This is a genomic window from Parabacteroides sp. AF21-43 (assembly GCF_003635435.1).
In the GTDB taxonomy this organism is placed as follows: domain Bacteria; phylum Bacteroidota; class Bacteroidia; order Bacteroidales; family Tannerellaceae; genus Parabacteroides; species Parabacteroides distasonis.
The window spans coordinates 114,376-128,025 of the sequence record NZ_QTMG01000008.1 but is presented as its reverse complement, the minus strand read 5'-3'; the positions used below and the strand labels follow the sequence as shown (position 1 = coordinate 128,025).

At 43.4% G+C, this 13,650-nt stretch carries 5 protein-coding genes; 4 read left to right on the top strand and 1 reads right to left on the bottom strand.

Features of this window, described 5'->3' with window-relative positions; genetic code table 11:
• Window positions 1–64: 64 nt before the first annotated feature.
• Entirely contained in the window at window positions 65–2,038 is a 1,974-nt protein-coding gene (locus DWX84_RS08085; RefSeq protein ID WP_009016821.1) for a PAS domain-containing sensor histidine kinase, read from the bottom strand.
• Window positions 2,039–2,194: 156 nt separating this feature from the next.
• Here DWX84_RS08085 and DWX84_RS08080 point away from each other — a divergent pair, with 156 nt between their 5' ends.
• From DWX84_RS08080 to DWX84_RS08065, 4 genes are all read left to right on the top strand, one after another.
• Complete coding sequence (locus DWX84_RS08080; protein WP_048927094.1) at window positions 2,195–6,235, top strand: response regulator; 4,041 nt, start codon at window positions 2,195–2,197, stop codon at window positions 6,233–6,235.
• A 202-nt stretch (window positions 6,236–6,437) separates the two neighbouring features.
• Window positions 6,438–9,500 carry a TonB-dependent receptor gene (locus DWX84_RS08075; RefSeq protein WP_009016819.1) on the top strand — a complete coding sequence of 1,021 codons (3,063 nt, stop codon included), beginning with the start codon at window positions 6,438–6,440 and terminating at the stop codon, window positions 9,498–9,500.
• 29 nt (window positions 9,501–9,529) lie between these two features.
• Window positions 9,530–11,125 carry a RagB/SusD family nutrient uptake outer membrane protein gene (locus DWX84_RS08070; protein WP_009016818.1) on the top strand — a complete coding sequence of 532 codons (1,596 nt, stop codon included), beginning with the start codon at window positions 9,530–9,532 and terminating at the stop codon, window positions 11,123–11,125.
• A 181-nt stretch (window positions 11,126–11,306) separates the two neighbouring features.
• Entirely contained in the window at window positions 11,307–13,643 is a 2,337-nt protein-coding gene (locus DWX84_RS08065; protein ID WP_048927093.1) for a GH92 family glycosyl hydrolase, read from the top strand.
• Window positions 13,644–13,650: the final 7 nt, after the last annotated feature.

Genomic DNA, 13,650 nt, shown 5'->3' with positions numbered 1-13,650 from the left:
GATAAAAAAGCTTCTCATCCTTCACTATTTTAAAAGGACATTACCAATAAATGGGGAGTCAGCCCTAAGGGCGAAGAGGCAACCATGCCCAAAAAGTAGATCCGACACCAAGTTTTGAAGTGAAGCCCACTTCTCCCCCTGCCGCTTCTACGATAGCTCTGGAGATCGTCAAGCCAAGTCCGGTACCCTGCGAGAACTCATTCAATTTCTCAAAACGGGTAAATACTTTGTCATGCAAATCATCCGGTATACCGATTCCCGTATCCTCAACATAGATACGAAGACCTTCCCTTTCAATACCATATCCCATTTTAATATATCCGGATTTGGTGCATTTTACCGCATTAGTGAGGAAATTCATCCATACTTGCTTAAGCCGGTTTCTATCCAGAAGTACCCAGCACTCCGAGTTGGGACCATCTAAACGTAACTCGACATTCGGATTTGTCATCTTCGCCTGAATCGTAACAAATAACTCATTACAAACCTTAGCCAGATTGAAATTCTCCTTCCTACGTTCAATTATGCCTGACTCTATCTTGGAAAGATCAAGGATATCGTTGATCAATCGCAATAACAACTCATTATTGGATTGGATGATATTTATATATTCTTTTTTTTCTTCCGGATCATCACAAGTTACCATTAACTCTGAAAAACCAACAATAGCGTTTAACGGGGTACGTATCTCGTGACTCATATTAGCGAGAAACGCAGACTTGAGACGATCCGAAAGTTCCGCTTTCTCCTTTAATTCCTTCAATTGCTGAATCATCTTCTCCCACTTCGTATTATTGATCGTAATACCGGTATAGCGAGTCACATGGCCTTCTTTATCTCTTTCAACCTGGATTCCAGTAACCAATAAGGTCTGCCACTCGTCATCCCATTTGGTTTTGGAACGATATTTAACGTTGAAATCTTTATCTATGCCCCGGAACATATGCTCCATATATTTCCGCACAAAAACCACATCATCCGGATGTGTAGCGTTCAAATAATCCTCGGGAGTGATTGTCTTTTCCGAATAAAAATCATTGATAGGATCATTAAAAGCACTGAATTTCAGGCTTTTTACATCAAAACCCCAATACGACATACCAACCGTCTTGAAAGAAAGCTCTATCTTGTAATTTCTTTCTTTAAGTTCCCGATTCAATTGCTGGATCTTAGGAATGTTTTGCCTGAATCCCGTATAGCGTATTATATCTCCATTTTCATCTTGATCGAAAGGGACACCCATAAAATCACAATACTGCCAAGTCTCATCATACTTGGTTTGTATGCGACAGGTAAAATTGATGGTGACATTCTTTCCAGCTATCAGGGATTGCATTGCGTCGTAAAAAACAGACCGGTCCTCGGGGTATATAACATCCATATACTCCGAAACGGTCAATAACCGATCTGAAACGTAATCGTTGATCGGATCATTATAAGATTCGAATTTCTGGGAATTTACATCAAAATCCCAATGAACAATATTACTGACTTTCATGGCCAGATCACGTTTTGCGATCAGATCCTGCGCTTTCTTGGCCATCTCCAGATTTTTCTTGCTTTCTTCCGTACGGAATTCCACCTCTTTCACGGAAGTCATATCATTTGCGAGTAATATATGTCCGATAAGATGTTTTTTTCTACTCCATATCGGGATAACTTTAACCCCATAGATCATCGTGTCTTTATTATGGGAAGAATAATAAGCATCCTTATTAACCCGATCAAAATCATACTCAAACTCCAAGGAAATATCTTCACCCGATTGTATCCGAGCTAAAAGTTCTGAATCAACAAATGGACTTTTGTAAAGATTGACTATATTCACCACCGATGTCCGGTCGTCCACACCATACATCCTCAACGCATGGTCGTTTATACTACGCAGCACACCATGTGCGTCATAAATTTCAATACCCACCGGCAGACAAGCATATATACTCTCCGTAAATAAACGCTGTTCTTCTATTAATTTAGAAATTTCTTTCTCTATTATCACATCGTCATTTTCTTGAGAATTCTCTTCACATTGTTCCATCTGTCACTTACTTTATTTCGTATTATCATACGTCAGACATTCTAATTTATACGAAAGCCCTGCTTTTTGCAAAAGTAAACAAAAAAGTGAATTCTTTTCTGTTCGTTCATAAAGATATTATCTTTGCGCTGAAAACAAACACTAAATCTTAAATACATGAGATTCACAAGGCTTATTCTAGCGTTAACCAGTTTCCTTATATTGATCACGCAAACAGACCTATTTGCCTCAACCGTATTGCATAAAACTTCTATGGTTGATCTCTCAAATAACGCTATTATTTGCATGCATCAAGATCCGGATGGCTATTTGTGGATCGGGACTTACGACGGACTTAACTTATACAACGGAAAAGATACGTATGTATATCGTTTCGAATTAAATAACAAAAACTCTCTTTGTAGTAATATCATTCACAAAATATCCGACGCAGAACCCGGCTTTTTATGGATATCAACCTCTTTAGGTATCAATAAATTCTCACTAAAAGAACGGAAAGTCACCGAGTCTTTCCCCGGATACATGGAATGCGATCTATTGGCCTCCGATTCATCCGGCATCACGCTCGCTATTTGTAAGGAAAACAGAATCTCTTGCTACACCCCATCTAGCGATGGGTTCCGGGACCTGCCGAGAGAAGGAGTAGGCCCTCAAACCGTACGTACCTTATTCGCCGGGACGGACGGACATTTTTATTTATTATTAGCCTCGGGCATACTGAAAAAGTTGACTCCGGATTTCTCCGATACTACTTTTAATTTGCTATCGGAAGAACGCCAATTCCATAATAAACCGATCTTATCCGCATTTTACGAGAATAATCATATTTTCATAGTAGATACCGACAATAAATTATATCGACAGCATGTAGACGGAAAGGGGAAAGAATTCCTGTTCGATCTGCCTGAAATGACAAAACAATATGGTAACATCATCAAGATATGCACCTTCCAATCCAATGTGTATATCGTTTTCCGTAACGGCAATATTCTAGACCTAAGCCAACCGGAAAACACGATAAATATGGGCATCGGTATCTTTTGCCTAATGAACGATAAAAGGCAGGAGATTCTCTGGTTGGGAACAGACGGGCAAGGTATACGGATGTTTTATGACAAACCCGATCTTTTCGGCTCTATCTTACTCAAGGATTTACCGATTAATATACAGAACCCCATACGTTCTTTATATACAGACGATGATCAATCCCTTTGGCTCGGGACAAAAGGAGACGGTATTGTCCGGATACAAGCGTATGACACTTACCATAACAAAAAGATGATCCCACAAAGCGCTATCACGCATTTTACCACCGCCGACGGCCTATCCAGCAACCGTGTGTATTGCTTCCAAAAAAGCGAGTACCATCCATGTATCTGGATTGGCACGGAAGGCCCGGGACTGACCTATTATTCGTATAAAGAGAAACGAATAAAAACGATACCGCAACGAGAAGACACCACCCCTCTACGCTATGTCCACTCTATTTGCGAGGTAGATGATTCCACATTATGGCTAGCGACAACGGGTAACGGATTGCAAAAGGTTACCTTACATATAGATAAAGCCGTACCTACAATCGGGAAGGTACAAACCTTCCCGTTAAAAAACGGAAAGAACATCTGTAAAGAAATCCAATCGATGGTATATGACAACGACTCTACCCTGTTCCTCGGGAGCCGTGGCGGTTACGGAGTCATTCGTTTCAATATTTTCAATCAAGGATATGAATTCCTGCAAACCAACAATTTAAGAAACCCGGCCATTGGAGATGTGCTTTCCGTATGCCAGACCGAAGATTCCACGTTTTATGCAGGCGCCAGCTCCGGTCTCACCCGGATTAAATTCAGAGGGGGAAAGATGCGTTTACGCCAATTCGATAAAAGCGACGGGATCGTAAACGACATGATCCATGGTATCCATGAGGGGAACGATAGCTGTATCTGGCTTAGTACCAATAAAGGTCTCACCAAATATAATCCCCGGAACAACTTTTTCCATAATTATCATCAGCCTTACTTTAGCGTCACGGAATTCTCTGATGACGCTTATTGGAAATGCCCATACTCCGAGCGTTTATTCTTTGGAGGCATCAACGGATTAGTCTGGGTAAATAAACAAACGGAGCCGGAGCATACCTATCAACCAGAATTAAGTTTCTTCGAGTTGCAAATGGATAAACAAATCCTTCCATTATATAAGGACATCAGCCGGAACGGTGTAACGGTTCCGGCTGATGTGCAATCGTTAACGATTGCGTTCGTCGCTCCGGATTACATCAACGGGGAGAATTACGAGTATTCGTATCAGTTGGTCAACTATAATTCCTCTTGGGAAAAATTGCAAAAGACAAACAAGGTAACTTTCATGAACCTACCGTACGGGGAATATTTGCTGAAAGTCCGTTATCGCAACGATGTCATTGATTCGTCGGCAAAAGAATACACTCTACCCATCAAGGTATTACCTCCTATTTATCTAAGCTCGTTAGCCATTTTCACGTATCTTTTTATCGGTACAGTTTTGCTCATCATCGCCACCTATCGTATCCATCACCAAATACTAAAGAAACAGAAGCAGATCGCAGACAAGATCAAGGAGGAGCAAAAAGAGAAGCTATACGAGTCCAAGCTGAATTTCTTTACCCATATTACGCATGAACTATGCACCCCGCTTACCTTGATCAATGGCGTGGAGAATTATATCCAAGCCTATGCCGCCACCTCAAAAGACAAGACATTAGAAAAATACACTTCAGTCCTCCGGGAAAATGTAGAGGAACTGAACGGACTTATCCAAGAAATCCTTGATTTCCGGAAAGCGGAAGACGCTGGATTCAGTCATACGCACATCCGAAGAGTATCCGTATCCTCTCTTTTGCGAACTCAATTCGAATGGTTTTACCCACTATCCGAGCAACACCAAATCCAATTCAAGATTGATGCTCCCAAAGAGCTTTATTGGAATACGGATTCCGTCTATTTCAAGAAGATCCTAGCAAATCTGATTTCCAACGCATTTAAGTATACGGAAGACGGGGGCACGGTTCGTATCTCCTTACATGAGGAGGAGAACTTCCTCGTCCTTAAAGTTTACAACACCGGCAAAGGAATCGAGGAGGCAGACATGCAAAATATTTTCGACCGATATCGTATCCTTGGCACGATGGATAACGATGATAACAGGCAAAATACGACACGGAATGGCCTCGGCTTATTTATCTGTCACAGCCTCGTACAATCCTTAGGTGGTAAAATCAATATAGAGAGTGAGGTCGGCCAATATGCTGAATTTACAGTTACCTTACCTTTTGGCATCGTAGAGGAGACCTCAGACAACACGATAGACGAAGAGATTCCCGTATCGCTTCCTTCCCCAAACACGGATATACAAGAGCCGCAAATCTCACATACGGCACAAAAAGAGACGGAAGATAAACCGATGATACTCGTTATCGACGATCATAAAGACATCGTCTGGTTAATCACGGAAACCCTCTCTTCCGAATATCAGGTTCAAGAAGCTTATAATGCGGAAAAGGCTCTGGAATTCCTCAAACAATACACTCCGTCCCTTATCATCACCGATATCATGATGCCTAATATGGACGGATTAGAATTGATCTCGCTTATCAAAGAAAATAAATATACCCGCCATATCCCGCTTATTATCATCTCTGCTAAAATATCAGACCAAGAGCAAGCGGCAGGACTTAATATCGGAGCGGATGCCTATCTAACCAAGCCTTTCTCGCCAACAGTTCTCCTATCCGTCGTGAATCGATTGATGACTAACCAAAGAGAATTAAAAGAGTATTTCTATTCTCCGGAAAGTGCTTATCAATATACGGAAGGGCAATTATTACATCAAGAAGACAAGGAATTCCTTGACACCGTAACCTCTATCATCAAAGAAAATGTCAGCAAGGAAGGACTCGGTCCCGAGCTGGTAGCGGACGCATTGAATATAAACACTCGCATCTTATATCGTCGTTTCAAGAAAATATCTACTATGACGCCGAGTGATTTTATAAAGGATTATAGGTTAAACTATGCAGCGCAATTACTCGTGAATACCAACATGAGCGTTCAGGAAATTATTTATAATGTAGGAATTTCTAACAAATCATACTTCTATAGGGAATTTGCCCGTAAATATAACATGACACCTAAGGAATACCGCACAAAAGAGGCATAAATCATTGATTCCTAAATAGTGTCATAATCTACCAAAAGAGTATCATAATCTGCTATATGCATTTCATGACACTTCTTTGGCATTTCAAAGCACTCTTCAATTCGTTAAGACCTATTAATATTGCTGTCGAATAGCAAAGCAAACCGCTTGTGTGTATTCTTCCTTCGGGAAGCACATTATTAACTTTTAATTTAATGTTTTTATGGAAAAAAAGAGTGAAGGTAAGACGAGGAAATGCCTGACTTTATTAGGTGGACGAACCTCTTTGTTACTTTGTTTATCTTTAATGTTTCAGTCCTCTTATGCGGCCGGAGATTCTACTGTTCCTGAAATGGGAAACATGGAGATTCATCAGATCGCACAGCAAAGTTCAACCATTAAAGGTGTAGTAAAAGACCAAAAGGGTGAACCTCTGATTGGCGTTAGTATTGTTGTGAAAGGAACCACGAACGGAACAGCTTCGGACTTTGACGGAAATTTCACCTTGGATGTGCCGGATAACAGCACATTGGTATTTTCCTTCATCGGCTTCAAACCCCAAGAAGTTCGTTATACCGGGCAAAAAACATTGAACATAGTCTTAGCTGAAGACTCTGAGACACTAGACGAGGTAGTAGTCGTTGGCTACGGTTCCCAAAAGAAAGGTGAGATCACCTCATCCGTTACCAGCGTGAAAGCATCCGACTTTAACAAGGCACCGGTAGTGAACCCGATGCAATTGGTGGAAGGACGTGTAGCTGGTCTGACTGTATCACGTGGTAGCACCGACCCTAATGGCGAGGTAAAAGTACAGATGCGTGGTGCCTCATCTCTGAAAGGTAGCAATGAGCCTCTCGTTATTATTGACGGTATGCCGGGTAATATGACTTCTTTGAACGCTATCGCACCCGAGGATATCGAGGCGATCGACGTATTGAAAGACGGTTCCGCAGCCGCTATCTACGGAACCCGGGGTAATAACGGTGTGATCATCGTCTCCACGAGACGTCCGCAAGCCGGAACTACTCAAGTGGATTACTCAGGATATATCATGCACGAGGCGGTTTATAAACGACCGGAAATCTTAAATGGAGACGAGTTCGTCGCTTATGGCAAAGAAACTAACAACGCCAATATCCGCGACTTTGGTGGACGGGATAACCATTACGACGCTTTATTGAATAAGAGTAATTTCACCCATGTACACAACTTGACCGCTACAGGTGGTAATGGTAAGACAAACTATCGCGCTTCTTTAAATTACAAAAAGAATGATGGTATGATCCGTAACACCAGCCGTGAAACGATCAATGGCTCTATCGCCGTGAACCACCGTGCGTTTGATGATAAACTACAGCTTTCTTTCAATCTAGCAAACTCTTTCGTGAAAGTGGACGCAGTTTCCGATGATGTGGATAAGGTAGGAGATATCCCTAATTACGGCATATTATACCAGGCTATCCGTATCAACCCGACGATGCCTATTTATAAGGAAGACGGCTCCTTCTGGGAAACTTACAGCGGTTACGAAGATTTCAACCCGGTAGCCCGCATATACCAGCGTACCAAGAAAAAGGAATTCAAGAATTTATTGGCGAACTTCAAGGCTCAATATGAGATTATCCCCGGTTTGACAGCCGCCGCTTTCTTCGCTATGGAGAAGAACGATGCGTTAACTAACGATTATAGTATGCGTGAGGAATATAGCCAACATAAAGACGGTACAAACGGACGCGCCAAAAAAGAATATTATCAGAATACCAACCGTACCACTGAATGGACAGCAAACTACAATACTTCCATCAACGGCGTACACAATATTACCGGTTTGCTGGGATACAGTTACCAAGATTTTGAATACGAGCAATTCAGCGCCGAGAACAAGAACTTCTTGACGGACGTATTCGGTACCAATAACCTAGAAGCCGGCGGTTACCTAAAAGATGGTAAGGCCGAGATGAAGAGTAAAAAAGAGACCAGCAAACTGATCGCCTTCTTCGCCCGCGCCAACTATAATTACGACGGTAAATACATGGCCAGCGCCTCTATCCGCCGTGAAGGTTCCACGAAGTTCGGAGCGAACAACAAATGGGCTTGGTTCCCCTCTGTCAGCGCAGGCTGGATGATCTCTCGTGAGGACTTCATGGAGAGCCAAGAAGTGTTCGACGTATTGAAATTCCGTGCCGGTTTCGGTATCACGGGTAGTTTGCCTACCGATCCGTATATGTCTCTCGCTACCTACGGTACAGGCGCTGGAGCTTGGAACGCTTACACCGGTTCATGGCTAACCGCCACTTACGGTCCGAATATCAACCCGAATCCAGATTTGAAATGGGAGAAGAATGAATCCTTGAACGTAGGTTTCGACTTCGGCTTGCTAGGTGGACGCCTAAATGGTACGATCGATTGGTATAGTCGTACGACTCGCGACTTGATCAGTAGCTACAATGCCCAACAGCCATCTTTGATCTACAACACGATCACCACCAACGTAGGCACGATGAGAAATAGAGGTATAGAATTAGCATTAAACGCAGAGGTCGTAAAGACTAAGGATTTCTCTTACACGGCTAATTTCACGTTCTCATACGAGAATAATAAATTGACATCTTTGTCTAACGACGTGTACAAATCTTCTTACGAGGATCAATATGACCTGCCCTCTCCGGGCAACCCGGGCAAGGCTTACCGCCTACAAGAAGGACAGCCGATCGCATCATTCTTCGGTTATGTATGCGATGGCATCAACCCGGACGGAACTTGGAATCTTCGCGACATAGACGGAAAGGAAGGTCTGTCTGACGCTGACCGTACCTTTATCGGTAACGGTTTGCCGAAATTCAAGGCTGGTTTGCAGAACACGTTTACCTATAAGAACTTTGACTTCAGCTTCTTCCTGCGCGGTATGTTTGATTATGACGTATTGAACGAGGGTGCTATTTATTTCGGAACGACTGTCAATATCGATCAGTCTGGCACAAACGTATATAAGGATGCCTTGAAGAACAAGGTAACAGAGCAACCATTGTTCTCTTCTTATTATCTAGAGAAAGGGAACTTCTTGAAGATCGATAACGTGACACTAGGTTATACATTCAACTTCAAAAATAATAAATATGTGCGCAACTTACGTATTTATGGTAATGTCACCAATCTTGCGACTATTACAGGATACTCAGGTTTAACCCCTGACGTAAACGTAACAGGACTACAAGCAGGTATAGAGAAGCGCGGATCTTATCCCACCACCCGTACCTTCACGTTTGGCGTTAATTTTGGATTCTAATTAAGTAACAATAGATTTAAGACAATACAATGAAAGCTTTAAAAAATATATGCGCAATTTCATTATTGCTGGGAGCTACCGCATTTACCTCTTGTACGGACCTGACAGAGGAAATACATAGCTCGGTAATCGCTGAAAATTATTACAACAATGCAGGCGAGGTAATGGCCGCCATGATGCGTCCATGGGGGCACTTCTGTGGAACCATGCAAGTAGCCCAATCGCCTTGGTCATGTAACGAGTTATCTTCCGACTGTGCCGCATGGCCTCAAAAAGGTCGCCACGGCTATGACAATGGAGACTGGATTCGCTTACACCGCCATCAATGGATTCCTACGGATGGTCAAGTAGTGGATGCTTGGAAAAAATTATTTGAAGGTATCGGATATGCTAACAACTTCCTTACAGATACAGAGAATATAGATTTTGAAGCACTCCAAGTTCCAATGTCTAAAGCACAAGCACAATCGGAGATGCGTGTATATCGCGCTTACTGTTATTGGTATGTGATGGATATGTTCGGTACGGCTCCAATTTGCGAGAAAATCGGTGAAATCAATCCTTCCTCCAAATCTCGCGCAGAGTTATTCGCTTGGATCGAAAAAGAGTTAAACGAGAGTATTCCTTCTTTGTCAGAGAGTAAAACAGAGACCTACGGACGTGTATCCAAATGGGGGGCTTACGCATTACTGGCTCGTCTCTATTTGAATGCGGAAATTTATACTGGACAAGCACGCTGGGATGATTGTATCGCTGCTTGCGATGAATTAGCTAAGGGAGGTTTCGCATTGGATAAGAAGTGGAACGACACTTTCCGTGCGGATAACGACAAGCGATCTACCGAGATTATCTGGTCAATCGTGTATGATGAAGTATATGCCAAAGGAATGGGCTGGTATCAACGTTGGTTGCATTACGCACACCAAACTGGCTGGGATTTGCAATCCGGTCCTTGGAACGGCTTGGTGACGCAACCTACCTTTTATGACTCATTCGCTGACAACGACTTGAGAAAAATTGAGGGTTTCTTGATCGGTAAGCAATATCCTCGCAAAGTAGATGAAAACGGTAATTACTACTACGACACGACCGCAGAGCCTTTGAAAGGTTCAGAGGAGTACAATGGGCAGGATTTGGTATTCGTAAACTACATTAAGTCCATGACCGAGGGCGAAGAAAACAGCGGTGCTCGCTCTATCAAGTATGAGATCCAACCGGGTACTACCGGCGATATGAACAACGACTGGGTGATGTTCCGTTATTCCGAGGTTATCTATAACAAAGCGGAGGCCTTGATGCGTAAGAACGGGGGCAAAGCAACGCAAGAAGTGGTAGATATGATCAACAGCGTTCGTCAACGTTCTTTCAAGGCAGAGGATTGGGAGAAAGCGAAATATACGACCGCTACTCTGACCATGGATGAGTTCTTGGCCGAAAAAGGTAGAGAGTTTGCTTTCGAAGGAATCCGCCGTACAGACTTGGTTCGTTTCAACAAGTTCGTAACCACTTCTTGGTGGGACAAGACTGCATCCAACGAACCAAAGCGTAATATCTTCCCTATTCCGCAAAGACAATTGGATGCTAACGCAAACTTATCTCCGAACGAGGCTAACTCATTGTTCTAAATATCAACTAAGTATAGTAGAAATCCATTATTAACAAATTAGCACTTGACAATGATAGAGGACTACTATACTTATTGATCTGAAAATATAAAAGGTTACCTTTGTCACTATCAAAGGTTATCCTTGGAACTATCAAAGGTGGCCTTTTATGTTTCATCCTTTTCTAACTAATTGATACGACATGATAAATCTCAAGAAATCGATGTGTTGCCTTTTTCTGGCAGCCAGCTCAACAGTAGCGATCGCACAGACTAATGTAGTTGATCTTGTAAACCCGATCATCGGGACAAATGGAATGGGACATACATTCCCGGGCGCTTGCGTACCCTTCGGACTCGTGCAACTCAGTCCGGATACGGATACCATACCGCACAACGTAGACGGTAAATACCAACCTCGCTCCTACGAGTATTGCGCCGGCTATCAACATAAGGATAGCAGCATCGTAGGTTTCAGCCACACCCACTTCAGCGGTACCGGCCACTCCGACCTAGGAGACATCTTGATTATGCCTACCACCGGAACGTTGAAGCTAAATCCCGGTACAGCCACGAATCCCGATGGCGGTTACCGTTCCCGCTTCTCGCATGACACCGAGATATCCCGTCCCGGATACTATGAGGTGATGCTCGCCGATTATGGCGTAAAGGCGCAACTAACCACTACCCAACGGGCCGGCATCCACAAATACACATACCCTACGAACAGTGAGAACCAACGCATTATCCTTGATATGATTCACGGGATCTATAACTATGACGGCAAAGTTCTTTGGACCAATATTCGCGTAGAGAACGATACGCTGGTAACCGGCTATCGTATTACAAACGGTTGGGCACGTACCAACTATACTTATTTCGCCATGTCTTTCTCCAAACCGATCACGCATTACGGATGCGAAGAGAAAGCGAAAGTTAATTATCGGGGCGGTTATGCCAAGTTCAATATGAAAGAGAACTTCCCGGATATCGGAGGACGTAAGATCGTCGCTTATTTTGATTTCGATCCGAAAATGTCTGATGAGTTGGAAGTGAAAGTCGCCCTTTCCGGAGTCAGCACCGAGGGAGCCTTAAAAAATCTACGTGCCGAGGCTTCCGGTGCGGACTTCAACCAATTAGCCGCCAAAGCCTCCGATACTTGGAATAAGGCGCTCTCCGTCATCGACGCGAAAGGAAGCGATGACCAATTGGCTATGCTTTACACCTCCTTGTATCACACGATGATCAATCCTTGCGTATACACAGACGTTGACGGTCAATACCGCGGACTCGACCATAATATCCATCAAGCGGACGGATTCACGAACTATACCGTATTCTCCGTATGGGATACGTATCGTGCCCTACATCCCCTGTTCAATATCATCAACCGACAAGTCAACACGGATATCGCCAAATCCATGTTGAAACATTGCGAGCAAAGCGTTCATCATGCCTTGCCGATCTGGAGCCATATGGCAAACGAGAACTGGTGCATGATCGGTTATCACTCCGTCTCTGTCTTGGCGGATGCTATCGCCAAAGGATTACCGATTGATAAAGACGCCGCGTTAAAAGCGATGATCAGCAGTTCTACGATTCCGTATTATGAGGGAACCAAAGAGTTTATGGAATTAGGTTATGTTCCTTTAGATCGCAACGGTAGCGCAGGCTCCTTGACTTTGGAGTATGCTTATGATGATTGGACAATCTATAATACAGCTTTATTAGCGGGAAACCGATCCGTGGCCGATACCTATAAAAAGCGTGCGTCCAATTACGCGAATGTATTCGATACCTCGATCGGATATGCCCGTCCCCGTTATACGAATGGTAAATTCAAAGAGGACTTCAGTTTGTTAAGCACGCACGGTGAAGGGTTTATCGAGGGAAATGCCTTGAATTATTCCTTCTATGTCCCTCAAGATGTCAATGGTATGATTCAGTTGAAGGGAGGCGAGCAAGCATTCATCACTAAAATGGATTCCTTATTCACGATGCATCTTCCTGATGAGTTCTTTGCCGAGACCGAAGACGTAACCAAAGAAGGATTACTAGGAGGTTATGTACACGGCAACGAACCCAGCCATCACATCCCATTCTTATACACATGGACCAGCCAGCCTTGGAAAACCCAATACTGGCAACGTGAGATCATGAATAAGATGTATCGCAACAATATCGACGGCCTTTGCGGTAACGACGACTGCGGCCAGATGTCCGCTTGGTATATCCTTTCCGCCATGGGATTCTATCCGGTTTGCCCGGGTACGGATCAATACGTATTAGGCGCTCCCTACCTTCCATATATGAAGGTTCGCTTGGAGAATGGTAAGACTTTCGAGGTAAAAGCCGATAAAGTCAGCGACAAGAACCGTTATGTAAAAGCGGTAAAGCTAAACGGGAAACCCTATACCAAAGGATACATCACGCAGGATGACATCTTGAACGGCGGAACGCTCACTTTCGAGATGACTTCCAGCCCGAACAAAAAGCGATTGTTCAACGGAGAGGATCGTCCTTATTCACTGACAGATTAGCCTATTT